The organism is Anoxybacillus eryuanensis, from assembly GCF_051200995.1.
Taxonomy (GTDB): domain Bacteria; phylum Bacillota; class Bacilli; order Bacillales; family Anoxybacillaceae; genus Anoxybacillus; species Anoxybacillus tengchongensis.
Map to the genome: position 1 here is coordinate 51875 of NZ_JBPODS010000013.1, position 24184 is coordinate 76058.

Below are 24184 nucleotides of genomic sequence, written 5' to 3' on the forward strand. Positions count from 1 at the left end.
AATATTTTGAATTTTAACACGATAAAAATAGCTCGTCAATGAACAAGGTCGTACGGTTTAGCAAGAAAAAAGATCGACTCTAACAATAAAATGTGACGAAACGATGCTGTGACGGATAATTCATTTAAGCGAAGCTGTTGTTGGAGTTTTAACGAACCTTTTAATAATGACATCATCGCTTGTGCTGAACCGCGTATCGTAATCATTCGCTCCGCATTTACCTCTTCAACACGACGAATGCCCTCTTTTGATATACACAATAATATTTGCTCATTTTCCCATTGCAATTGAATATATAAACAGTCACTCGGCAAAATCGGTGTTAACATGTTCATTCAACCGCCCCCCGTCCCATATTTCTCATATCCATTGTTTCCATATGAGGACGAGTAGTTCCTGCTATAAACGCTCGACAAATGTCTTTCTTCCTCGCCAATTTCCCAAGAAATATGTCGAAAGCTGGCTTATTCAGTCAGCTTTCGCAACGTTTCGTATAAGTATGGAACCGAATGAAAGGCGTATATTTTTTGTACAAGTTCGCCATGTTGAAAAATAAGTAAGCAAGGAACGCTTTCAATGCACCACTCAACCGCTTTGTCCGGCACATAGTTTAAATCTTGACGCTCAAATGTAACGGTTGGCAATAACTGTTCAAGTACATCAACCATTCGACTTGCCACTTGACACGTGCCACATAATGGTGTGTACATATAGACAACTTTCACGACAATCACACAACTTTCTATAAATATTGTGCGTGTACATCAATGTTTGCACTTAATAATACAACCGCGATGTGATGCTTCGGAGCGGCTGCCACCTCACGATACATTTTATCAATATATAAATGCTCAGCATGAGGAAACTCTCGACGAAGTTGACGACGCAATTTTTCCCCTGCTTCATCGGAATCAACTAAAATGTACACATCTTTATCGTACAAAGCATCGATTAATTCATCAAGTTTGGTGGTGCTAAGCGTTCCGTTTGTACATATAATTTCAACAGGTTCACTAATGATACTTTCGATTTTTCGTTTATCTGAGCGCCCTTCGACAATAATCACTTTTTCTACTTCAACAATCGCCATCGTCATCACCTTGTACATTTATTTATGTATATTATATTCGTGATCGCACACTTTTTCCCCTTTTATCCCATAGAAAAGGACAGCGATGTCGCTGCCCTTAACACCAACCACCTTCTGTATCACAATCGACGTATTTTGCGTCTGGATTTTCAGTAACTGTCACGCTTTTCAATATGCGCCCATTTTGCTGTTCATATCCATGTTTCAACTTAAACGTATTCGATTCTCGGACGAATTGCCCAACACATTCATTGTCATAAAACAATTGAAAATCACCGTTTTCATTCAATTTGCCGATGACGTGTTGTGTAATATCCATTGTTGTTTGTTTTAGCAAAAAAGACACCCCTGTTGTATAGGGTGCCCTGCAAGTTCTTTTTTAGTCTTCGTTAATCATTTGTTCATATTGTTCCGCTGTTAACAAGTTGTCCACTTCACTTAGATCGCTCGGCTCAATGACGATCATCCATGCTTTATCATACGGTGATTCGTTTACATACTCTGGGTTGTCGTTCAACTCTTCATTCACAGCTACTACTTTTCCGCTAATTGGAGCGTATAATTCAGACACAGTTTTTACTGATTCCACGCTACCAAATGGTTCGTTCGCTGTGAGTTGTGCCCCGACTTCTGGCAATTCAACGAATACGATATCGCCGAGCTCTGACTGAGCAAAATGCGTAATCCCGATACGAACCGTACTTCCTTCGACACGCACCCATTCATGTTCTTGTGAATAACGTAGCTCTTTTGGAATGTTCATCGTTTTCCCTCCAACATATCATCTTCTTCTTCATCATACACGATTTTTCATATGATTTCACGATAATTTAAACATTTCGTGATATTTTTGTTCGTCAAATCCGACAATGACTTGTTCTCCGTTTGTGATGATTGGACGCTTCATTAACATCCCGTCTGATGACAACAATTGCAACATTTCTTCTTCTGTCATCGTCTTTAATTTGTCTTTTAACCCGAGTTCACGATACTTCATACCGCTCGTATTAAAAAATTTTTTTAAATCAAGCCCACTTTTTTCATATAGCGTCCGCAACTGCTCTTTTGATGGCGGCTGTTCAACGATATGTATAGCTTGTACCGAAATGTTGTTTTCATCTAACCATTTTTTTGCTTTGCGACATGTGCCGCATTTTGGATACCAATAAAATGTCACCATCTTCCCACCTCATCTATGATACGATAACAAAGCGAAAGTACCAGACGATGCGTCTGGTACTTCCATTATTACACAACATACCGTTCAGCTTCAATTAATGCTTGCGCTGCTTCGCGTTTTTTCGCAATGATGTTAATTGGCGTGTGACGCGTTAACTTGCGCAATGCCGACAACATCATGCGCAACATGTCACCATGTTCAACAGCAACGATCGTTTCTTTTGCATGTGCTTCAATTTCATTAAACGCTTCTTGGCAGAAAATTTGTGTGTACAATACTTTTTGTTTATTTTTCTCAACACCCGATTGCGCAATTGCTTTTTCCGTACGCAAAAGAGCTGATTCCATCGCATATACGTTGCTGACAATGTCTGCGATATTGACAAGCACTTCTTGTTCTTTTTCAAGTTTCGGACCGAATTTTTGAGCAGCTAATCCTGCGATCATTAAAGCGATTTTTTTCGCATTACGAACAAGATATTTTTCTTGTTCAAGCACGCCATCGCCAACCTCTTCAGGCATGAGCATCATGAGCTCTTCTTGTAATTGTTGTGCTTTTTGTAAAAGAGGTAACTCGCCTTTCATCGCCTTGCGCAAATACATGCCTGGTACAAGAAGGCGGTTAATTTCGTTCGTTCCTTCAAAAATGCGGTTAATACGTGAATCGCGATACATGCGCTCAATTTCGTATTCTTGCATGAATCCGTATCCGCCGTGAATTTGTACCCCTTCATCAACGATATAGTCTAACATTTCCGTAGCAAATACTTTATTCAATGAACATTCAATGGCATATTCCGCAATCGCTTTTGCTGTTTCTTTTCCGTCTTTTGCTTGCTCATCCGTTAGCTGTCCCATGCGCGCTTCAAACAACCCGACTGTACGGTAAACGGAGCTTTCTGCCGCATACAATTTCGATGCCATCGTCGCCAATTTTTCTTGTGTTAATGAAAACTTTGAAATCGGTGTTTTAAATTGTTGCCGTTGATTTGCGTATTGAATTGTCACCTCAAGGGCACGTTTTGCTCCCCCAACGGCACCGACACCAAGCTTATAACGGCCGATGTTTAAAATGTTAAAGGCGATGATGTGGCCTTTGCCGATTTCACCAAGCACGTTTTCTTTCGGAACGAGCGCATCTTGTAAAATTAATGTGCGTGTCGATGAGCTTTTAATGCCCATTTTCTTTTCTTCTGCTCCTGTCGACACTCCTGGGAAGTCGCGCTCAACGATAAATGCTGTGAAATGCTCACCATCGACTTTCGCGTAGACGACGAATACATCAGCAAACCCAGCGTTCGTAATCCATTGTTTTTCCCCATTTAAAATGTAATGCGTACCTTCCGCATTCAGTTTTGCTGTCGTTTTCGCACCGAGTGCATCCGAACCAGAGCCTGGTTCTGTTAACGCATAAGCAGCAATTTTCTCACCTGTCGCAAGCGCTGGTAAATATTTTTGCTTTTGCTCTTCTGTTCCGAACAAGACGATTGGAAGCGAACCGATTCCAACGTGCGCGCCGTGTGAAATCGAGAAGCCGCCTGCGCGCGCCATTTTTTCAGCAATTAATGCCGAGCTAATTTTATCTAAACTTAATCCGCCGTATTCTTCCGGCACATCTGCGCCAAGCAATCCGAGTTCACCTGCTTGCTTTAAAAGAGCTACCGAGCGATCAAACTCATGGTTTTCTAGATGTTCTAGTTGCGGCAACACTTCATTAACGACAAATTCTTCTGTCGTTTTTGCAATCATTTTTTGTTCGTCTGTAAAATCTTCTGGTGTAAACACTTGAGTTGGTGACACATCTTCAATTAAAAAGCTACCACCTTGTGCAATTTGTAATGCTTTTTCCATCGTTTTCTCCCCCTCTTATAATAATTCAAATACGCCAGCAGCACCCATACCGCCGCCAATGCACATCGTGACAATACCAAATTGTTCGTTGCGACGACGCATTTCATGTAAAAGCGTCAACGTTAACTTCGCTCCTGTACAACCGAGCGGGTGACCGAGGGCAATAGCCCCTCCGTTTACGTTTACCTTTTCTTCATCCAATCCAAGTTCGCGAATGACTTGAATGGCCTGTGATGCGAACGCCTCGTTTAGTTCAATTAAGCCGATATCAGAAAGCTCAAGCCCTGCAAGCTCAAGTGCTTTTGGAATGGCTGCAATTGGACCGATACCCATCACTTCAGGTGGAACACCTGCCACAGCAAACGAGCGGAATTTACCAAGCGGTTGTAAACCGAGCGCTTTCGCCTTTTCATGATCCATCACCATCACTGCTGCTGCTCCATCGCTCGTTTGCGATGCATTTCCCGCTGTTACTGTTCCGTTGACGGAAAAAGCCGGACGTAACTTCGCGAGCGTTTCCATGTTTGTATCTGGGCGAACCCCTTCATCTTGACTAAACGTGACCTTTTTTTCTACTAATTTATTATTTTCGATGTGACGGACAGTCACTTCGACCGGCACAATTTCGTCGACAAATTTTCCTTCTGCGATCGCTTTTGCTGCTCTTTGATGACTGCGAACAGCAAACGCATCTTGCTCTTCACGCGTCACTCCGTATTTCATTGCTACTTGCTCGGCTGTATGCCCCATCGACATATAATATTCTGGCGCGCTTTCTGCGAGCTTCACATTTGGGCGCACAACATGCCCCATCATCGGAACCATGCTCATCGACTCCACGCCACCAGCAATAATCGTATCTGCATGCCCAAGCATAATTCGCTCTGCCGCATAAGCGATCGCTTGCAAGCCCGATGAACAATAACGGTTAATTGTAATTGCTGGCACCGTATACGGTAACCCAGCAAGCGCACCAATGTTGCGCGCAATATTTAACCCTTGTTCTGCCTCTGGCATGGCACAACCGATGATGAGATCATCAATGTTTCCTTCATAATTTCCTGCTCGTTTCAACGTTTCTTTAACAACGATCGCCCCTAAATCATCTGGGCGGACGTTCGCTAACGTCCCTTTTTTCGCTTTGCCGACAGGCGTGCGCGCCCCGGCAACGATGACCGCTTCTTTCACGTCAATCCCCCCTTAGTTTCTTAACGGCTTTCCTTTGAGAAGCATATGTTGCATGCGCGCTTGCGTTTTCGGCTCACCGACAAGACTTAAAAATGCTTCGCGCTCTAAATCAAGCAAATATTGTTCGTCCACTTCTGTTCCGTACGGCACACTTCCACCAGCGATGACGTATGCAAGCTTTTTCGCAATTTTTAAATCATGCTCCGAAATATAGCCTGAATGATACATGCCTTGAGCGCCAAGCAACAACGTTGCATAACCTGTTTCTCCGACAACCGGAATTTTTTTGCGCACCGGCGGTTTGTATCCGCTCTCATATAGCGCTAACACCGCTTGTTTTGCATCATAAATGAGATGATCGCTGTTGATGGAAATACCGTCTTGTGCATTTAAGAAATTCAATTCGCGCGCTTCTGCTGCCGATGTCGACACTTTCGCCATCGCAATCGTTTCAAACACTTTATTTGCAACCTTTTGTAAATCAAATTCCACACCGTTTGGCATGCCACTTAAATGTTTCATGTATAGCTCTTTATTTCCACCGCCGCCCGGAATGAGACCGACGCCGACTTCAACGAGCCCCATGTACGTTTCTGCGGCTGCTTGAATGCGTGAAGTTGGCAAGCAAATTTCTGTTCCACCGCCAAGCGTCATTGCAAACGGTGCGGCGACGACCGGTTTTGAGCTATATTTTATATTCATCATCGCTTGTTGGAATTGACGAACGACCATTTCAATTTCAAAATAGTTATCGTCTTGCGCCTCCATTAAGATCATCGCAAGGTTCGCACCGACGCAGAAGTTTTTCCCTTGATTTCCGATGACAAGCCCTTTATAGTTCCGATCGACTTCTTCTAACGCATAGTTAATCATTTGGATAATGTCCAAACCAATGGCGTTGTTTGGAGAATGAAATTCAAGTAATGCCACATCATCGCCAAGGTCAATTAAGCTTGCGCCGCTATTTTTCTTAATAACCCCTTTTTGCTCTTTTAAGCGCTGAATGTGAATGACTTTTTCGTTCTCTTCAACCGGCTTGTATTGCCCGCGATCGTAATACGATACATAACCATGCTCACGCTTATAAAATGTTTCGTGTCCGCTTGCTAGCATATCTTCGACCCACGATGGTACTTGGCGACCTTCCGCCTTCATTTTTTCAATAGACTGTTTTACGCCAATTGCATCCCACGTTTCAAAAGGCCCAAGCTCCCAACCGAAGCCCCATTTCATCGCTCGGTCAATCGCTACGATGTCATCTGCGATTTCTCCAAGTAGCTCGGCAGAATATAATAACGTTGGACTTAAAATGTTCCAAAGTAATTGCCCTGCCCGGTCATTCGCATATACAAGCGCTTTCAATTTATTCGCTGTTCCTTTTGCTTGTTTGCTCATTTCGACGGACGGTGCCTTTAATTTTTTCGTCGGTTCATACTCAAGCGTTTCGTAATTTAATTCAAAAATGTCTTTTCCTTTTTTATAGAAAAATCCTTGACCTGATTTGCTACCAAGCCATCCTTTTTCCACCATCGTTTTCATAAAGGATGGAACAGCAAATACTTCTTTTTCTTCACCTTCTACTTTTTCAAACACGTTGTTGGCAACGTGAATAAACGTATCTAAACCAACGACATCAAGCGTGCGGAACGTCGCACTTTTCGGACGGCCGATTAATGGACCTGTTACAGAGTCAACTTCACCAACGCTATAACCGCCTTTCATCATTTCACGTACCGTCACAAGCAAGCCGTACGTACCGATCCGATTGGCGATAAAGTTTGGCGTATCTTTCGCAAGAACGACCCCTTTACCGAGCACGTTTTCACCAAATTGTTTCATAAACGCCACAACTGCCGGATCAGTATGTTTTGTCGGAATGACTTCTAATAATTTTAAATAGCGCGGTGGATTAAAAAAGTGCGTGCCTAAAAAGTGCTTTTTAAAATCTTCCGATCGTCCTTCTGCCATCGCTTCGATGGAAATGCCTGACGTGTTTGAGCTGACGATACTTCCTTGTTTTCTGACTTCATCCACTTTTTCAAACACACTTTTTTTCACATCAAGCCGTTCAACAACGACTTCAATGATCCAATCGCATTCTGCTAAGCGATGAAAGTCGTCTTCCAAGTTACCGACTTCGATCAATGCTAAATTGGCTTTTGACATAAGCGGTGCTGGCTTTTGTTTCAACAAACGCTCTACCGCTTGATTGACGATGCGATTACGTACTTGTTTATGTTCAAGTGTCCATCCTTTTGCTTGTTCTTCGGCTGTCAACTCTTTCGGTACAATGTCTAACAACAATGTCGGAATGCCGACGTTCGCTAAATGTGCCGCAATTCCCGATCCCATGACACCAGAACCGAGAACAGCTGCTTTTTTAATGCGCATGCTCCTTCCCCCTTATCCGAATTGAATGAATGGTCATTCATTTTTCTTTATCTTAAATATAAATTATATTTCAAATTTTCGCAACAAATAAATGTAGTGAATTTTGTCAACGATTCAGGAAATGATACAAAAGGAGGTGAGTTTACGATGAAAATGAAAAAACACCCGTCTAAAGCAGGTGTAAGTGCTGCGAGTGTGAAAGGAAATGCTGGTCCGACGGTAGAACGTGATGGAGGCGGAAAGAAAACGAGCCAAAACCAACAATATGGAAAAGAAAATATGGGAAATGAATAAAGGTGGGGGATGCCCACCTTTATTTTTTGAATATGCCTTTTAACACAAACGCCACATTGGCTGGACGTTCCGCTAGACGACGCATAAAATAGCCATACCAATCCGTTCCGTATGGAACATAGACGCGCATCGTATAGCCTTCGCGCACTAATTGTTCTTGTCGTTCTGGACGAATGCCGTATAACATTTGGAACTCAAATTGATTGTTTGGAATATTGTGCTCTTTTACCAATTGTTTCGTATATTCGATAATCGCATCATCGTGCGTAGCAACAGCTGTATAGTTACCATTTAACAAATGCATTTTAATTATTTTTTTAAAGTTTTCATCTACATCTTTTTTGTCTGGAAAAGCGACTTCCGGCGACTCTTTATACGCACCTTTCACAAGGCGCAAGTTCGGATGATATGCATTTAAATCTTCAATATCTTTTTCTGTCCGATACAAATATGCTTGTAGTACCGTCCCGACATTGTCATACTCTTTTTTCAACTGTTTAAAAATATCAATCGTTTTTTGACAACGAGAATAATCTTCCATATCAATCGTAACAAATACGCCATGTATTTTTGCTTCATCTAAAATACGGCGCATATTTTTCATCACAAGTTCATCGGAAATGTCTAGTCCCATCGATGTCATTTTTAGTGATAGTTGAGAATTTAATTGATTGGCGCCAATCGCACGAATCGCCTCAATCGAATGGTTCGCCATTTCGTTCGCTTCTTGCTCGTTATCAACAAATTCGCCTAAATAATCGATCGTGACCGCTAGTCCTTTACGATTAAGTTCTTTAATGACTTCCACTGCCCGTTCAATTGTTTCTCCCGCTACAAAACGCGACGCACCGAAACGAAGACCGTACCGTTTCGCCAATTTTGTTAACGTTTTATTTTTTGACAAAAATAAGAAAAAGTCGCGCATCAATTGCTCCATCGTTGATTACCCCCTTTGCAAGCGCATCCACCCGTATTGTAACACGTTTTCAGTAGCTTGAATATGTTTTTGTCGAATAATCATATTTTTTGTCTACATACGTATAACTATACAGCACGTGGGTAATATACAGTCGAACATGATTTTATATGGAGGGATGATCATGCAACAGCAAATAAACATGCATCAACATGGAATGATGGCTCAACCGCCTGAAATGATTTCAACAAAAGACGCTCTTTATTTAACGGATGCGCTCTCATGGAATTTGCTTGCGATGAAAAAAGCACATTTTTTCGCTTCACAATGTCAAGATCAAGAAATTAAACAAGCGATTGAACGTGTCGGACAAATGCACCAGCGCCATTATCAACAGCTTTTACATCAATTGCAACCATCTGCCCACGTGCAATAAAGGAGGACATGACATGAAGGTGCAAAATCCTGAAACACAAATTCCAAAAACGCCACAAATGAACGATCGCGATTTTATTAATGATATGTTATCGACTGAAAAATATATGACAGACAGTTATTGTACGTTTTTAAACGAAGCAAGTCATCAACATTTGTATGACGAAATTTTGCATATGTTTACCGAAACACAAAACTGTCAACGTGAATTGTACAACTTAATGTTCAAAAAAGGGTGGTATGCGCTTGAACAAGCGAACCAACAAAAACTGCAACAATCGTATCAGCAATTTCAAGGATATGCGAGCCAATTTCCATACAACAATATGATGCAATGAGAAAAGCCGGCTGCTTATGCAGTCGGTTTTTTTGTATAATGAGGAAAAATGCTATTGAAATGGGGGAGGTTCATATGTTCCAACGAAAACAAACTTACGAGCTCGTTCCAGGGGATATTCTTCTACATCCTTTATATCGTCCCGACGGATTATTATTCGTACAAAAACATAAAAAGTTAAGCGAATCGGTTATTCAACATATAAAAAAACACTATCCTCACTATTTTCCATTTCTCGTCGTTTCATCTGAGCCACAGCTGAACGAATTTATGCTTGCTGGCGAACATTCGAGTCGCGCTTTTGTAGAAGCGATGAAACAACTTATTGACGTACATAAACAATTTATTCAAGTTCCAATTACGGCAGCGATGTATGATATAGAGATAGCAGAAGAAACAGATGTACAGCCGATCTTTTTATCCGAATTAAACATCTTCGCTCCTACATGGGGATTGATTGAAAACACATTAGATTCTACTCGTTTACTACGGCGAGCAAAAGGGATTGATGAACGGCTAAATCTTATCATTTCGAAAGATAAAGAAATTTTAAATTTATATGAAAAAATAAAACGATATCACGACGTACTAGCCATTCATAGCATTAACACGACATCTATCGCTTTAATGATCGGTTTAACTTTAGAACTACGTGACGAAGATTTAATCAATCTTTGTCTAGCGACGTTATTTGCAGATATCGGTTTTACAGAAGTCCCTAAAGAACAATTTGTTACTTACTTAAATAGTGAAAAAGCAAACAAAGAGTTAATTCAATTACATCTCAAACGTTCCATCGAGCTTATTTCAACATCAACATATTGCCGGCAGAAGGAAATCATTTACGGCATTCTTGATCATCATGAGCATTTTGATGGCGTCCATTCACCGAACAAAAAATCAGGAGAAGCGATTCATTTATACGGTCGCATCATCGCCATTGCACAATATTATGATGAACTTGTCGGCGGATATATTGGTGAAAAGAGTTACACATCATTCGAAGCTTTAGAAGCAGTATGGAACGAACGAGGGAAAAAATTAGACCCGCACATTTTGCGTATTTTTTTAGATAAAACAACTTTATATAAAGTTGGACAATTGATCCAAATCCGTCCGTACGAGTGGGCAACGATCATTGGATTTACAGACTACATTCATACTCCATTACGCCCTATCGTTCAAAAACATGATGGAACAGCGATTGATTTATCACGAAAACGATAAGTCGCCCAACCATTGGACAAACGCCTTGCATATCGTATAAATGTAATGATGAATTTTAGAGGAGGGATGGCTCAATGTATGGTCGCAGACCGTTTTTCGGCTTTTTCGGCGCCCCATTTTTCGGAGGATTTTTAGGTGGATTACTCGGTAGCGCATTAACGCCTTACCCATTTTACCCACCACGCCCATATTATTATCCACCGCGTCCGTATCCGTTTTATCCATATGGTGGCGGATGGTATTATTAAATAAAGCTAAGGAGCACTAGCTCCCTAGCTTTTTTCTATGCTTGAAAAGAAAGGGCAACTTCATATGAAAACATTTGGTTTCCAAGCACATAGTCAGGACGATCTTTAGACTTATGTTCATGCGCTTTACGAAATGCTTCACTTTTTGTCCAAGCCTCAAAACATTCTTTATTTTCCCACGTAGTGCATACACGTACTTCATCGTGATCTTCAAGCCCTTGTGTAATATGCAATTCTAAGCGAATAAACCCTGGTGATTGCTCAATACCTTTTCTTTCTTTAAATCGCTCAACTAACTGTGGAGCATATCCTTTTTTTACACGAATTGCATTTGTAACAACGTACATCTTTCATCTCTCCTTTTTTATTTTTTTGAAATGACAAAAGGATCAGCTGTGACTTTTTTCTGTGCATATTCAATTGCGTATACAACAGATTGTTCCTGATCCGTTTGTAAGATCATTGCCACTGTAATCGTAGCCATTGTTCGATCATCACTTAACGCAATCGTTAACGGCTGAACAACTTGCTCTTCTCCTTTATTAATCGCCATCGTGATCTTCATATCTGTAACGATTAAAGAAGACACTGGAATATCAAAATATAATGTAAGTGTGCCGTTTGTTGCTTCAACATAATCTAACTCGGCTACAGGGGGAGTAATTAAATCGTTATATACTTCTAATAAATTGTGATACTCATTTGTTAAATCTACCCGAAACGTATCCGATAGCTTTGATAACAATCCTTTCACTGCATCAAGCTCTTTTTTCGCTTCGGCAACCTTCCCGTCTTCGAGATATTCATTCGCTTTTAATAATTGCTCGTATACTTTCACATCATTTGCATATTTATCATAGAGCGCTTTACTTTTTGAAAATTCCTCTAAAAGCAGTTTCCGAACATTCGTTTCGAATACATGGTTATATACGCGAAGCTGACGACTTTGCACGTATACTTGCAGCTGTTTATGTGCTGCTTGCAACGCATCCATCTCTTCATCAACAATGGCTTGCTCCAAAGCCATTCTCATCTTTTTAGATCCTTCAAACACAATAGAAGCATTCAAATACGGAATGACTCGTTTAGCCATATACGCTTTATACGTACCGTCTAATTCACTCATATATTTTTTCTTCTCTTTCTCAGTGGACTTTTGAACAGCTTGTTTCGCTTGTACATATAACTGATGTGCCTTTTTATACTCAGCTAAAACGGTCGCATGTGACGGGATGCTCCCTTTTTTTTGAACATATGCTGTATACGTTGTATGGGCTTTTTTCATTTGCGTTTTCGCTTCGTTGACGACTGTTACTACATTCGTTTTCGCTTCTGAAACAATTGGTTGAAAAGAAAGAAGCAAACTAAAAAAGATAAAACCGATGACCGTCATATTTATAAATTGTTTCGTACTCATTGCCCCTCAAGTCTCCCTTCTTCACTTTTATCCACAATTACATGCGTAAAGCGTTCACCGTTTAAATTGACATCAAACGCTTGCCCAAAACCAACAACGTAACGTCCCTCCATCATCACAAAGGGAGCATAACTAATAAACGGCTCACCATGTTCATCTATTGTACTGATCATCATTGTTTTACATTGTTTCACAAACTGCACATATCTCTTCCAATGTTTTCTCACCTTTTCTACGTTAAGCATGACATGTGACACGTTTTTCGAATCGGAATAAAAAACGGCTTATCCCCTTCATAGCGAATATCTACGTCAATGCCAAATATATCTTGAAACATTTGCTTACAAATTACACATTGCGTGCGATCATCATATTGAATTTTTCCGTCTTTCATAACAATCATTCGATCGCTATATTGTGCAGCTTGATTAATGTCATGTAAAACCATGACGACTGTCATTCCTAATTGTTCATTTAACATTTGAATGAGCTCCATCACTTCCAACTGGTGCGAAATATCTAAATATGTTGTCGGTTCATCAAGCAATAGCACTTCAGGTCGTTGCGCCAGCGCCATCGCAACCCATGCACGCTGACGCTCTCCTCCGGACAAAGAATGTAAGAAGCGATATTCATACGATTGCAAGCTTGTCATTTCTAATGCCCAACGAATGACTTGTTCGTCTTCGCTGTTTAACGATTGAAACCAACCTTTATGAGGGTTTCTCCCAAATTCAACAAGCTCCCGAACCGTCATATCCAATTGATGATTGTTCGTTTGTGGCAACATCGCCATTTTTTTAGCGATCGCCTTACGACTTAACGTATGAATTTCACTTCCATCTAGTAAAACTGTGCCACCGATTGGCTTTAATACATAGGAAAGAAGGCGAAGAAGCGTCGATTTCCCGGAGCCATTCGGTCCAATCAAACTGACGATTTCTCCTTTTTGAATGTCAATGTGAACATTTTCGATTGAAAAATGATCGGAATGTTGATATGTGACTTGTTTAGCCGAAAGCACGCACATTCCCCCTTTTATGGAGAATATATAAAAAGAATGGACCACCTAAAAATGACAGTAATAAACCAACTGGTAGTTCAATGGGATCAAACCAACTGCGCGCAATTGTATCAGCAAACACGAGAAACGCCCCGCCGCCTAATGCTGATAACGGCAACACAAATCGATCATCACTTCCAACAATTAGTCGAATCATGTGTGGAACGACAAGACCAATGAAACCAATTAATCCAGAAACACTAACAGCAATACCTGTTAAAAATGTACTAATGACAATTAAAAGGAAACGAGAACGTTCAACATGATGCCCTAACAGTTTCGCCACCTCATCTCCTAAATGGAGAATGCGGATATGGCGAATAGCAAGGATCGACAAAATAAAGCCCGGGATGCTGTAAAACACAAGCAACTTCGCCTGCTCCATTGTCGCTCCTGAAATGACGCCTGCCATCCAAGGGAGAACAGCTTGCACGCGATCGCTGTACAGCAACATAATGGCGCTCATCGTTGCTCCAATAATCGCATTAATAGCCACCCCAACTAAAATAATTCTTGCAATTGATGAACCACCTTGCCACGCTAGAGCATAAATAAGCATCGCTGTGACAAATCCTCCAACAAACGCGACAAGGGGCAACAGCACGATATATTGTGGCAATACAATTGTAATAATCACAGCCATTAAAGCCGCTCCTGACGATACGCCAATAATACCGGGATCAGCGAGCGGATTTTTCATCACCCCTTGCATAATTGTTCCTGAAACAGCTAAACACATACCGACAATTAAACCAACGATCGTCCTCGGCAATCGTAGATCCCATACGATCGTATAAAACATGGAATCCTTTTCCCCTGTAAGCCCTTCCCAAACTTCATGCAACTGTAGCTTCACACTTCCTGTAATGACAGAATATAAACATACAAATACGATCGAGATGAGAAGGAAAACGAACGTCCATACCCTTCTTTTCGCATAAGGATGTTTTCTTTCTCGTATTTCGCTAAGAAGCGTTTCCATGATTTCATCCCTCATCTATGACTTTTTCATTTTCGCTCTCACTTTTAATAACTCTTTATTCATATGGTCTAATGCATCAGTAATTTTCACACCAGGGCTTGCTGCAAATAGTTCACTCGGTAAAAATACAACATTTTTATTTTTTACGGCATTTAAATTGCGCCATGAACTTGTTGACATTAATTTAATCATTGCTTTTTTTGTTTCTGCATGGTTTGCATGTGTAATCATGAAAATGACATCGGGATTGCTGGCGATAATACGTTCTGTACTTAAGTTGGCGTAACCCGGAAAATCTTTCAGTTGTGAGAAGCTTGCTGCAATATTTTCTCCACCCGCTTTTACTAATACATCACCAGAAAATGATGTTGGTAAAGCAACGAGGGAACTAGCGCCTGAACCGAATAAAATGACAGCACGTACCTTTGTCTTTGTTTTGCTATATTTTTTTACTTTGCTATCAATCTTTCCAACTAACACTTTCGCTTTTTGCGCTTTGTTAAACAACTTTCCTAATAATGTAATGGTTAATTTAATATCATTAACGGAACTACCAGAAGTGATAACGACTTTCAATCCCAATGATTCTGCTTTTTGAATATGTCCTAAAAAAGATGTACTTGCAATAACGACATCTGGTTGTAAACTAACGATTTTTTCAAAGTTTGGTTGATGAATGTTTCCTACCTGTGGTACTGATTGCAAGCTCGCATCAACAGGCGTCGCAGAGGTTGGTCTCCCAATCACTTGTACACCGAGCGCTTGAAGCGTATGTAAATCCCCAGGGCTTAATACGACGACACGTTGTGGTGTGCGATCAAACGTCACCGTTCGCCCTGCTAAATCTTTAATTGTTATGCGTGTTGATGCTTCAGCCGTTCCGCCTGTAAAGGTAAATAAACCGATAAGCAAACATAGCGACAACATATAAGAAAGCAACTTCCTCATTTTTTCTTCTCCTTTCTTTTTAATGATTATCATTATCATTTGCAAGTAATATGATAATGATATTGATAATCTTTGTCAATTATTTTTTGTATTTTAAAGGTATAAACGATAAAAACACACGTAATTTCTAAATCAAAAATAAAAAAACGACCGCGTATGCAGTCGCTTTTATCGTGACTAAATATTATGGAGACGGTGGAAGTAAAACTTCCCCCTACAAACCTTGATTTTTTCAAAGTTTATAGGCTTTCAATTTCCTTAGCGTGCAAAATTTATGCAAAATTATTTTTGGCCGCTGTTTCGTGCAAAAAGGCGGAGCGATCCGCCTTCTTCTCTACTCTGCTGCGTCCTGTATTTTTCTAGAACATCCCGAAAACTTACACACCACCATTGTTGACGAATGTCTCCTACCACATACACTTAGAAATGAGAGTTTTTCAAAAAACGAAGATGATTAAATTTTTCTCGTTTTATTTTCTGGAGTACCTATGGTCACTTGGCCATCATGGAAAAATTCGATTATATACTCTCCATTTGTACAAAGGATAAAGGTATCTGATCCCACAGCAACCACATCATCGATTGCATTTAGAACTTTTTCCAATTTTGTCTGAATGCCAGGACAATAAGAATAGTTCCATAATACTATCACATCTTTATCATTCATTCCCTTTTGTCGTACCCAGTCTGTGATTTCTGATAAATATGTTATTTCTTTTCTTTCAGATACTTTTTCCCAATCAATCCTTCCCCAAGGTAAAATAGGGAATAATGTACACAAATAATCAAAATATTTTTCAGTCTCCTCGTTCGATAAAATCCTCAAATGATCATCCCCAATTGCATGAACACACTCTTCAAATAGTGTCATTGTTCATCCCCCCTTATTTATTGAGATGCTTTAAAAGGGATTCGAATGTTTTTTCATCCCCTTTAAAAGGAACGCATACTTTTATCGCTTGACCTTTCCCATTTCTGTAATCTTCAACGTTAATATGTATCCCTTTCTCCGGATCATAATCTAGTCTCCACCTAACTTTCTCGTCCGCAGACATCCTACCAATCACTTTTCCATATCCTTTGCTAGTTTTCAATCTCCCTATTACAGGTTTAGAATTTGATCCTAAATCACCTACAATTTCCAATGCAATGTTTCTTGCTTGTTCAAATGTATCTACTTTTGGGAGTATCACCTCTTTTCCAACAGCTAAAATTTTAGAGTCTATCTTTACAGCAATTTTTTCTCCAACCTTAGACAATTTTATAGCACCATTTAACAGCTTACCAGTCGGAATAAAACTTAAAGCCGCAATAACTTTATCAATTGTATCAGCATTGGGATTCAATAAAGTTTTAATATCATCCCCAATAATAAAATCGAAACCTAATTTAGCAATTTCTTTTAAAGATTTTTCTACTTCTCCCCATGTAGAATCTTGAGAATGAACCTTGTTTTCCAATGCCTTATACTTATTTTCAATCACTGTCTTTTTATCATAGTAATTTTTTTGTTGCAATATATGCTCAATAGCGTTGTAAGTGATTTTACCGGCTATCCCATCAACTTCTAGTCCGTTTGCTTTTTGAAAACTTCTTACTGCTTCTGTTGTTTGTTTACCGTAAACACCATCAATTGTTCCAATGTTATATCCTAGTCGTTGAAGTTTAGTCTGCAAATCTTTCACCGCTTGTCCCCGGTTTCCTTCTCTAAGTGTCTGACCAGTCCAACGGTCATTGCTGTTCGATGAGTTTGATTGTGCTGTTGTTGTTTCTGTTCTAACATACCTTTGTAAAGCTTGATACGTTTGTTTTCCTGCAATTCCGTCCGCTGTAATTCCAACCTTCTTCTGAAATTCCTTCACAGCACTTTCTGTATTGCCTCCATAAACCCCATCGATTCCACCAGGATTAAATCCAGCCTTGTAAAGCCAAGATTGCAGCGTCTTCACATAATCACTCTTATCTCCTCTTTTTAGCGTTTGCCCACTCCATAAATCATTTGTGTAGTTAGAAGGATACGTGACTCTACCGACACCATCTACAGCGTACACCTTCAATCCTCCTCGTCATTTTTTGCTTATCATCATATCAAATAACAATCAAAAAAATGTCGAAACATGTCGCAATAAACAAAAAATCCCCTGCCAAGTAGCAGGGGGGTATTTCACACGCAACTTTTGCCCAACACGAATCAAGTCTGGATTTTTAATATTACTAAGCTTCACTAAATTTTGCACGGTTGTTCCATACTTCTTTGCAATTTTAGTTAGGGCATCACCCTTCTTCACAATGTAATGCTCAACTTTTTCTGTTTTAAAAGGCACTTTTAATACTTGTCCCTCCAGAATTAAAACAGCTTGTCGACTTTGTCGACAAGCTGAAACGACCGCATATGCAGTCGCTTTTATCGTGACTAAATATTATGGAGACGGTGGGAGTCGAACCCACGTCCAGAGATATCGCCACTTAAGCGTCTACGAGCGTAGTCGGTATATTTACGTTTCGCTGCATCTTCCGCCTACCGACAGGCATCCGAGCAACTAGTCTGATTGTTCTCTTCCCGCGTCCTCAGACGGCGGACTTGGGCGTAGCCCACTTGTTATGAACCCCTAGGCCGCCACATGGGCGATGGCGGTAGGAGCTAGCCGCATAAATTAAGCAGCTAAAGCGTAGTTTTCTTTGCCAGTTATCTTTAGGTGACGTTTTTACGAGGACGATCCCCTCGGCTCGCAGCTTAAGCTCGATCTACCCCTGTCGAATCCGTAACGTCCCCGTATAAGAGAAACGTACGAAGGAAGCTTAAGCTTTCGTAACTGGCTGACACGTCTTATTATATCACATTTCATCTGTTTTGCAATTGTAACATATTGGATTATTTCTGACGTTCGCGGAAAGCGCGTTCGACTTCGCGTTGGGCTTCTTTCTTTTTCATATCTTCTCGTTTGTCGTATTTTTTCTTTCCTTTTCCAACACCTAACAACAATTTCGCAAAACCGTCTTTTATATATAGCTTGAGCGGGACAAGTGTATAGCCTTGTTCTTTCGTATAACCGATCAACTTATTAATTTCGCGGCGATGAAGCAATAGTTTACGCGTCCGCAGCGGATCATGGTTATAACGGTTGCCTTGCTCGTACGGGCTAATATGCATATTATGCAAAAATACTTCCCCTTTTTCCACTTTCGCAAATGAATCTTTTAAGTTCACCTTGCCGGCGCGGATCGACTTAATTTCCGTTCCTTGCAACACAAGTCCTGCTTCGTACGTTTCTTCAATAAAATAATCGTGGTGCGCTTTTTTATTTTGCGCAATGAGTTTACCTTCCCCTTTTGGCATTTGTTTCCCTCCCTTCAGACAACGAATATTTTAACAAAAATGATAAGAAAGGAAAAGCCTCCGTTCTTGAGGCTTTTCTTATCGTTTTTTCTTTTTCTTCTTTTTCATGTTTGGGATGTCTTCATAAAACTTTTTACTTTTCTTCGTTTTTTTCGTCGGCCATTGTTCTTCTTTTTTCTTTTTCCGCTTTCCTTCAATGACGACTGGAGTAGCTTTCGGTCGTTTGTTTTTTCGCCCTTTCATGCCGACAATCTCAAAATCAACGATGCGTTCTTCTTTATTGACGTTAATGACACGCACCGTAATTTCGTCGCCGATGCGGTACACTTTCCCCGTCCGTTCACCAATCATTGCATAATGTTGCTCGTCGTAATGGTAGTAATCGTCTGTTAAATAGCTGACGTGCACAAGCCCTTCGACTGTGTTTGGCAGTTCGACAAACAGTCCAAAGTTTGTCACCGAGCTAATAATGCCGTCAAACTCCATGCCAATTTTATCTTCCATAAACTCTGTCTTTTTCAAGTCATCCGTTTCGCGTTCTGCTTCTACCGCGCGACGCTCCATATTTGATGTATGCTCCGCAATTTCAGGCAGCTTCTCCGCCCATTTTTGCTGCGTTTGTTCATCCATTTGCCCATGAATTAAATACGTGCGAATAAGGCGATGAACAATTAAGTCTGGGTAGCGGCGAATCGGTGATGTAAAGTGCGTATAAAACTCCGTTGATAGTCCATAGTGACCGAGACTTTCGGCGTCATAACGCGCTTGCTTCATCGATCGAAGCATGACGGTTGATACGACCATTTCTTCTGGCTCGCCACGTACTGCTTCCAACACTTCTTGCAAAGCACGCGGATGAATTTGATTGCCCGTTCCTTTGACGACATAACCGAAGTTTGTAATGAACTCTAAAAAGCGTTGCAATTTCTCTGGTTTCGGATCTTCATGCACGCGATAAATAAATGGGACATTCATCCAATGAAAATGTTCGGCAATTGTTTCGTTCGCTGCTAGCATAAATTCTTCAATTAGTCGTTCGGCAACGGAACGTTCACGCAAGATGACATCATAAGGCTTCCCATTTTCATCGACAAGCACTTTTGCTTCTTTAAAATCAAAATCAATTGCACCGCGTTTCATTCGTTTATTTCGTAAAATATCCGCTAATTGTGCCATTAACTCAAACATTGGCACAAGCGAAGCATATTTTTCTCGCAGTGCTTCGTCACGATCAACGAGAATGCGGTTTACATCAGAATATGTCATGCGTTCGGTTGTGCGAATGACGCTTTGGAAAATTTCATGGCTTACCACTTCTCCGCGATCGTTAATTTCCATTTCACACGATAACGTTAACCGATCGACTTTCGGATTGAGCGAGCAAATGCCGTTCGACAAACGATGCGGAATCATCGGAATGACGCGGTCAACTAAATAAACGCTCGTTCCGCGCTCATATGCTTCGCGGTCAATCGGCGACCCTTCTGTAACATAATGACTGACATCAGCAATATGAACACCGAGTTTATAGTTTCCGTTTTCTAATTTCGTTACAGTCACTGCATCGTCTAAATCTTTTGCGTCTTCCCCGTCAATAGTGACGATCACTTCATTGCGCAAATCACGCCGTCCTTGTAAATCTTCTTCCGAAATCGTATCTGGAATGCTGTTCGCATGTTCAAGGACGTCTTCTGGGAATTGAAGCGGCAATCCATGTTTATGAATGATCGATAAAATATCGACCCCCGGATCGTTTTTATGTCCTAAAATTTTAATAACTTCCCCTTCCGCACTAATGCGTCCTTCCGGATACGTCGTTAAGCGGACGACGACTTTATGCCCTTCGACAGCACCGTTTGCGGCATGTTTTGGAATAAAAATGTCGTTGACGATTTTTTTATCGTCTGGAATAACAAAGCCAAAGTTTTTGCTTTCTGTATACGTGCCGACGACTTCTGTAATGCCCCGCTCAATAATGCGGACGATCGTCCCTTCTTGACGCGCGCCTGTTGGCTGTCCGTTCACGCGCACAAGAACGGTGTCGCCATGCATCGCATTTTTCAATTCCGACGGTGGAATAAAAATGTCATCAAGCGTTGGATCTTCTGGGACGACAAACGCAAAACCTTTCGCATGACCTGTCACTTTGCCGCGAATTAAGTTCATTTTTTCAGGTAGCCCATAACGATTGCTTCTCGTCCGGACGATCAATCCTTCTTCTTCAAGCGCAACGAGCGCTTTCACAAGTTCTTTAAATTCGGCAGCGTCCGTAATATGAAACGCTTCTTCTAATTCTTGCACCGTAAGCGGTTTATACGCTTCATCACGCATAAACGATAATAATTTTTCCTTCATTTACTTCCTCCTTTCGAGGATTACCAATCTAATGATTCTAAAAATGCATAAATGTCTTCATGAAGCTGTTCTTTTTCTTTATCAAGCGTAATGACGTGTCCTGACTCCTCATACCATTTTATTTGTTTTACGGGAGACTCGACGCCGTTATAAATAATATTTGCACTATCTGGGTTAATCATGTCATCATGACGCGCTTGTACAACAAAAACAGGCGCATAAATGAAATCTAAATGATCGCGCACATCAGCAATGAGTTGTTGCAACGCTTTTAGCGTTTTCATCGGCGTTTTCGCAAACTCCGCCATTTCGCGCTCGATTTGCTCCTCGCTTTTTCCTTCTCGCTTTTTATATTCGCGAGCGTATGCTAAAACTCCTTCATACATCGTCTGTTCGCTTTTAATATACATCGGGGCACACATTGGTACGATGCCAACGACAGGAACAGTATAGCCAAGTTTTAACGAAAACACACCGCCAAGCGATAATCCAACAACAGCGATTTTTTCATGGGTTTGTTTTAAATATTCGTAAGCGTTTATCACATCTTGCCACCAATCTTCCGGGCCGGTATGAACGAGCTCCTCTGGCGGCACGCCATGTCCTTTATAAATTGGAGCGTGGCACGTATATCCTTTTGATTGTAAGAAACGACCAAGCATACGAACATCCGCCGAATTTCCAGTAAATCCATGCAATAATAAAACAGCACGTTCACCAGCTTCAAACGTAAACGGTTGTGGGGGAATCATCTTCATCATTCATGTCTCCTTTCTCTCCAACAGAAAAGGCAGCCCTTTTCGAATGGACCGCCCTTTCCCCATATTTTACAATTGGAAATACGTCACCGCAATCGCTAATACGAAAAATAATACAGCTAAAACAACGGTAATTCGATGCAGTACAGCATCAATACCGCGCGCTTTCTGTTTGCCAAACAATTGTTCAGCACCGCCTGTAATCGCGCCCGATAAGCCGGCACTCCGACCCGATTGCAATAACACCACGACAATCATCCCAAGCGATACAATCACTAACAACGTAACAAGCAACGCATGCATGTCCAACACCTCCACCCACGCACATCAATCACAATAGTTTTATTTTAACATAATATCATCCATTTGTACAACGTACGAAAAGTAGTGACCGTGAGAAACACTCATTTGCCTAGTTGACATTTTATTTCGTGTTCTAGTTCCTCAATCTCCAACCTCCATTTATCACGTGTACTGTACAGTACTTCACATATAAAACTTGAAAAAGAGCTTTTATTTTCGGATATCTCCTGTTCTAATTTTATTAAATCTCGTTTTAGTCTTTTAACTGCTTCTTTTTTCTCTTCGATTGATAAGTATTCATAAATTTTCCTCATCGTTATCTCCCCATATCAGCTTTGATAAAATATAAAATTAAAACCCGTGGTGCTAGTTGAGCGCTAGCGCTCAACTAGCACCACGGGTTAAACCTTAGTATGATTTAACGACTTCTAAAAGTAATCCCCGAACCCTTTCATGAACTTTTAATTCTTCAGAAAAATGGGGAAATTTTTCTAAATGTTTCCTTAAAGGTTCGTAATAAGGATACAAAGCAAAAAAATCTTTATACAACAATTTTCTTTGATACCTAGGTATCTTTTTATGAGCAAGGACATAACTTAAACTTCCACTTATTAATGAACAAAAGCTGTCAAAGTCCCCTGTCAAACAGTATTTATCATTATCTTTAAGAATGGTATTTTCAATTCTTTCTATATCTTCTGAGGGAAAATCATTGTTTAATAATATACTCATTTTTTCAAGCTCTAATATTACATCGTGATTAACCTTCATAAATTGTTCACCTCTTTCTCTCTTTAACTATGTTAAAAATGATAATATTCATTTCTACTATTTCTTGAGTTTCCAACCGTTATGCCAAAATGTCACTATTTTCCCTCTTTTGGTATAATAACCTCCAACCTTTCCTTTCTTAATCCTATATCCTTTTTTGCCTGTAGATAGTGTCACTTCTTCTCGCAAATGTTTATTTAAACGATAGAATGCTCTCGCTAGTTTTGTGTATCTTTCTGGACTATAGGAGCGTCCTTTTCTAATCACATGTTTGTTATGATGATATGCTAGCGATTCTATACTATTTTTAAAGGTACCTTTCCAATACCGTGCGGGACCCTTTGCTACTTGTGCTGCTCGAAATGCTTTAAATGCAGCTCCTCCAACAAGCCCCACACCTACCGCAATCGCCGCAGCCTTCCAACCACCTCTTTTAAAAGCCTTATACCCATCATACGCCGCAAACCCTGCATTAATTAACAACCAAGGAAGGTTCCCATCCGGATCGACCAACATCACCGGACTATTGTTCGCATACGCATACCCATTCTGCGTGAGGATATCGTCCGCATCCCCTGGGTCTGGATCCAAAGAAAGGAACACACCTTGTTCTGGGCGGTAGTACCGGGCAATCAGGTAATAGAGACCCGTTTCGTTGTCATATTGGTATCCTGCGTATCGATATGGGTTTTCGTCCTCTAAGTCGCCAGATTGGGAAAGAATGTTCCCCCATGCATCGTATTGATAACGGGCAACGATATTCCCTTGTTCATCCGTCAGGGCGATGACATCCCCATGCGCGTTATAGTGGTAAAAATACGTCGCATTGCCTTTTTTCATGGCAAGGAGTTGTCCGTTTTCTCCGTATATATACGATCTTACCACATTTCCGCTTGCATCGGTTTCATACAGGACGTTTAAGCTCTCGCCTTGGTAATGGTAGTTCGTAATGACGCCATTCACATTCTTTTGGATGCGCCGGCCGTCTTCATCATATTGGTACGTCACAAACGGCGTGCTTTCGCCTTTTCTTGTGATGGAGACGAGCTGGTCGGCTGCGTTCCATTCATATTGATACTGGCCGTCTTCCAATC

31 protein-coding genes and 1 other RNA gene are annotated in these 24184 nt (G+C 40.7%); 5 read left to right on the forward strand and 27 right to left on the reverse strand.

Going from position 1 to position 24184, the window contains the following annotated elements:
- Positions 1 to 35 precede the first annotated feature (35 nt).
- The 9 genes from HNQ84_RS11895 to HNQ84_RS11935 form a co-directional block, all read right to left on the reverse strand.
- A complete protein-coding gene (locus HNQ84_RS11895; RefSeq protein WP_183249786.1) occupies positions 36 to 335 on the reverse strand; it encodes a sterol-binding protein in 300 nt (99 codons plus the stop codon).
- A 129-nt stretch (positions 336 to 464) separates the two neighbouring features.
- Positions 465 to 734 carry a thioredoxin family protein gene (locus HNQ84_RS11900; protein ID WP_435622240.1) on the reverse strand — a complete coding sequence of 90 codons (270 nt, stop codon included), beginning with the start codon at positions 732 to 734 and terminating at the stop codon, positions 465 to 467.
- Positions 735 to 742: 8 nt separating this feature from the next.
- The gene (locus tag HNQ84_RS11905) at positions 743 to 1090 is read right to left on the reverse strand and encodes a toprim domain-containing protein (protein ID WP_032101142.1); all 348 of its coding nucleotides are present in this window, start codon (positions 1088 to 1090) and stop codon (positions 743 to 745) included.
- Between the two features lie 97 nt (positions 1091 to 1187).
- Positions 1188 to 1436, reverse strand: a complete 249-nt coding sequence (locus tag HNQ84_RS11910; protein WP_435622241.1) for a YusG family protein — start codon at positions 1434 to 1436, stop codon at positions 1188 to 1190.
- Between the two features lie 33 nt (positions 1437 to 1469).
- Positions 1470 to 1853, reverse strand: coding sequence for a glycine cleavage system protein GcvH (gene gcvH, locus HNQ84_RS11915; RefSeq protein ID WP_183249784.1), 384 nt, complete (start codon positions 1851 to 1853; stop codon positions 1470 to 1472).
- A gap of 57 nt (positions 1854 to 1910) precedes the next feature.
- Positions 1911 to 2270 carry an arsenate reductase family protein gene (locus HNQ84_RS11920; RefSeq protein ID WP_435622242.1) on the reverse strand — a complete coding sequence of 120 codons (360 nt, stop codon included), beginning with the start codon at positions 2268 to 2270 and terminating at the stop codon, positions 1911 to 1913.
- A 68-nt stretch (positions 2271 to 2338) separates the two neighbouring features.
- Complete coding sequence (locus HNQ84_RS11925) at positions 2339 to 4120, reverse strand: acyl-CoA dehydrogenase FadE (RefSeq protein ID WP_435622243.1); 1782 nt, start codon at positions 4118 to 4120, stop codon at positions 2339 to 2341.
- A gap of 15 nt (positions 4121 to 4135) precedes the next feature.
- Positions 4136 to 5308, reverse strand: coding sequence for an acetyl-CoA C-acetyltransferase (locus HNQ84_RS11930; protein WP_183249778.1), 1173 nt, complete (start codon positions 5306 to 5308; stop codon positions 4136 to 4138).
- Between the two features lie 12 nt (positions 5309 to 5320).
- The gene (locus tag HNQ84_RS11935; protein WP_435622244.1) at positions 5321 to 7699 is read right to left on the reverse strand and encodes a 3-hydroxyacyl-CoA dehydrogenase/enoyl-CoA hydratase family protein; all 2379 of its coding nucleotides are present in this window, start codon (positions 7697 to 7699) and stop codon (positions 5321 to 5323) included.
- A gap of 147 nt (positions 7700 to 7846) precedes the next feature.
- On the opposite strand from HNQ84_RS11935, the gene HNQ84_RS11940 reads away from it, so the two are divergent.
- Complete coding sequence (locus HNQ84_RS11940) at positions 7847 to 7993, forward strand: YuzL family protein (RefSeq protein WP_009362277.1); 147 nt, start codon at positions 7847 to 7849, stop codon at positions 7991 to 7993.
- 19 nt (positions 7994 to 8012) lie between these two features.
- On the opposite strand, the gene HNQ84_RS11945 is transcribed toward HNQ84_RS11940, so the two are convergent.
- Positions 8013 to 8930 carry a proline dehydrogenase family protein gene (locus HNQ84_RS11945; RefSeq protein ID WP_032101373.1) on the reverse strand — a complete coding sequence of 306 codons (918 nt, stop codon included), beginning with the start codon at positions 8928 to 8930 and terminating at the stop codon, positions 8013 to 8015.
- Positions 8931 to 9093: 163 nt separating this feature from the next.
- Here HNQ84_RS11945 and HNQ84_RS11950 point away from each other — a divergent pair, with 163 nt between their 5' ends.
- From HNQ84_RS11950 to ymaG, 4 genes are all read left to right on the forward strand, one after another.
- Positions 9094 to 9345 (forward strand): hypothetical protein, encoded by a 252-nt coding sequence (locus HNQ84_RS11950; protein ID WP_183249768.1) that lies wholly within the window; start codon positions 9094 to 9096, stop codon positions 9343 to 9345.
- A 13-nt stretch (positions 9346 to 9358) separates the two neighbouring features.
- On the forward strand, positions 9359 to 9682 hold the full coding sequence (locus tag HNQ84_RS11955; protein ID WP_435622245.1) for a spore coat protein: 324 nt from the start codon (positions 9359 to 9361) through the stop codon (positions 9680 to 9682).
- Positions 9683 to 9756: 74 nt separating this feature from the next.
- Positions 9757 to 10908: an HD-GYP domain-containing protein gene (locus HNQ84_RS11960; RefSeq protein ID WP_435622246.1), complete on the forward strand. Its 1152-nt coding sequence runs from the start codon at positions 9757 to 9759 to the stop codon at positions 10906 to 10908.
- A gap of 74 nt (positions 10909 to 10982) precedes the next feature.
- The gene (ymaG, locus tag HNQ84_RS11965; RefSeq protein WP_009362281.1) at positions 10983 to 11156 is read left to right on the forward strand and encodes an inner spore coat protein YmaG; all 174 of its coding nucleotides are present in this window, start codon (positions 10983 to 10985) and stop codon (positions 11154 to 11156) included.
- A gap of 35 nt (positions 11157 to 11191) precedes the next feature.
- On the opposite strand, the gene HNQ84_RS11970 is transcribed toward ymaG, so the two are convergent.
- The 17 genes from HNQ84_RS11970 to HNQ84_RS12050 all read right to left on the reverse strand — a co-directional run.
- Positions 11192 to 11503, reverse strand: a complete 312-nt coding sequence (locus tag HNQ84_RS11970) for an antibiotic biosynthesis monooxygenase (RefSeq protein ID WP_032101150.1) — start codon at positions 11501 to 11503, stop codon at positions 11192 to 11194.
- Positions 11504 to 11520: 17 nt separating this feature from the next.
- Positions 11521 to 12573, reverse strand: coding sequence for a Surface layer protein (locus HNQ84_RS11975; protein ID WP_435622247.1), 1053 nt, complete (start codon positions 12571 to 12573; stop codon positions 11521 to 11523).
- Positions 12570 to 12776 carry a hypothetical protein gene (locus HNQ84_RS11980; RefSeq protein WP_435622248.1) on the reverse strand — a complete coding sequence of 69 codons (207 nt, stop codon included), beginning with the start codon at positions 12774 to 12776 and terminating at the stop codon, positions 12570 to 12572. Before HNQ84_RS11980 ends, HNQ84_RS11975 begins: the two co-directional genes overlap by 4 nt.
- Positions 12777 to 12805: 29 nt before the next feature.
- Complete coding sequence (locus tag HNQ84_RS11985) at positions 12806 to 13597, reverse strand: ABC transporter ATP-binding protein (protein WP_435622249.1); 792 nt, start codon at positions 13595 to 13597, stop codon at positions 12806 to 12808.
- Positions 13584 to 14618: a FecCD family ABC transporter permease gene (locus HNQ84_RS11990; RefSeq protein WP_435622250.1), complete on the reverse strand. Its 1035-nt coding sequence runs from the start codon at positions 14616 to 14618 to the stop codon at positions 13584 to 13586. The genes HNQ84_RS11985 and HNQ84_RS11990 overlap by 14 nt, the downstream gene beginning before the upstream one ends.
- Positions 14619 to 14633: 15 nt before the next feature.
- Positions 14634 to 15566 (reverse strand): ABC transporter substrate-binding protein, encoded by a 933-nt coding sequence (locus HNQ84_RS11995; protein WP_246349021.1) that lies wholly within the window; start codon positions 15564 to 15566, stop codon positions 14634 to 14636.
- 454 nt (positions 15567 to 16020) lie between these two features.
- Entirely contained in the window at positions 16021 to 16437 is a 417-nt protein-coding gene (locus HNQ84_RS12000) for a CDI toxin immunity protein (protein ID WP_081207656.1), read from the reverse strand.
- Positions 16438 to 16450: 13 nt separating this feature from the next.
- Positions 16451 to 17617: a peptidoglycan-binding protein gene (locus HNQ84_RS12005; protein ID WP_435622251.1), complete on the reverse strand. Its 1167-nt coding sequence runs from the start codon at positions 17615 to 17617 to the stop codon at positions 16451 to 16453.
- A gap of 48 nt (positions 17618 to 17665) precedes the next feature.
- Positions 17666 to 17890: a LysM peptidoglycan-binding domain-containing protein gene (locus HNQ84_RS12010; protein ID WP_435622252.1), complete on the reverse strand. Its 225-nt coding sequence runs from the start codon at positions 17888 to 17890 to the stop codon at positions 17666 to 17668.
- A gap of 96 nt (positions 17891 to 17986) precedes the next feature.
- Positions 17987 to 18339: a transfer-messenger RNA gene (gene ssrA, locus HNQ84_RS12015) on the reverse strand.
- A gap of 99 nt (positions 18340 to 18438) precedes the next feature.
- Positions 18439 to 18903, reverse strand: a complete 465-nt coding sequence (gene smpB / locus HNQ84_RS12020) for an SsrA-binding protein SmpB (RefSeq protein ID WP_003399367.1) — start codon at positions 18901 to 18903, stop codon at positions 18439 to 18441.
- 78 nt (positions 18904 to 18981) lie between these two features.
- Positions 18982 to 21258 (reverse strand): ribonuclease R, encoded by a 2277-nt coding sequence (gene rnr / locus HNQ84_RS12025; RefSeq protein WP_183249749.1) that lies wholly within the window; start codon positions 21256 to 21258, stop codon positions 18982 to 18984.
- A gap of 20 nt (positions 21259 to 21278) precedes the next feature.
- On the reverse strand, positions 21279 to 22019 hold the full coding sequence (locus HNQ84_RS12030; RefSeq protein WP_012575996.1) for an alpha/beta hydrolase: 741 nt from the start codon (positions 22017 to 22019) through the stop codon (positions 21279 to 21281).
- 66 nt (positions 22020 to 22085) lie between these two features.
- Positions 22086 to 22319 (reverse strand): preprotein translocase subunit SecG, encoded by a 234-nt coding sequence (gene secG / locus HNQ84_RS12035; protein WP_041639009.1) that lies wholly within the window; start codon positions 22317 to 22319, stop codon positions 22086 to 22088.
- Between the two features lie 101 nt (positions 22320 to 22420).
- On the reverse strand, positions 22421 to 22633 hold the full coding sequence (locus HNQ84_RS12040) for a hypothetical protein (RefSeq protein WP_435622253.1): 213 nt from the start codon (positions 22631 to 22633) through the stop codon (positions 22421 to 22423).
- A gap of 94 nt (positions 22634 to 22727) precedes the next feature.
- Positions 22728 to 23090, reverse strand: a complete 363-nt coding sequence (locus tag HNQ84_RS12045) for a YxiJ-like family protein (RefSeq protein WP_435622254.1) — start codon at positions 23088 to 23090, stop codon at positions 22728 to 22730.
- A 57-nt stretch (positions 23091 to 23147) separates the two neighbouring features.
- The coding region (locus HNQ84_RS12050) for an RHS repeat domain-containing protein (RefSeq protein WP_435622255.1) at positions 23148 to 24184 on the reverse strand (1037 nt) is incomplete at its 5' end.